Source organism: Moritella sp. F3, from assembly GCF_015082335.1.
GTDB lineage: Bacteria > Pseudomonadota > Gammaproteobacteria > Enterobacterales > Moritellaceae > Moritella.
The window spans coordinates 1-235 of record NZ_BLRL01000171.1; the positions used below are offsets into that span (position 1 = coordinate 1).

Sequence of the window (235 nt, forward strand, 5' to 3'; positions counted from 1 at the left end):
GCACTAACAATGATCCAGATGCAAAGTACACTTGACGCAGCAGATAACTCTGGCGCGCGCAAGGTAATGTGTATTAAGGTTCTGGGTGGCTCTCACCGCCGTTATGCACATATCGGTGACGTCATCAAGGTTACAGTGAAGGAAGCGATTCCTCGCGGTAAAGTAAAGAAAGGTGATGTTCTGAAGGCGGTAGTAGTGCGCACCCGTAAAGGCGTTCGTCGCCCAGACGGTTCTG

General features: G+C 51.1%; 1 protein-coding gene. It reads left to right on the forward strand.

Annotated elements, in window-relative coordinates; genetic code table 11:
• Nucleotides 1–9: 9 nt before the first annotated feature.
• A partial coding sequence (gene rplN / locus JFU56_RS22785; RefSeq protein ID WP_198439470.1) for a 50S ribosomal protein L14 occupies nt 10–235 on the forward strand: 226 nt, incomplete at its 3' end.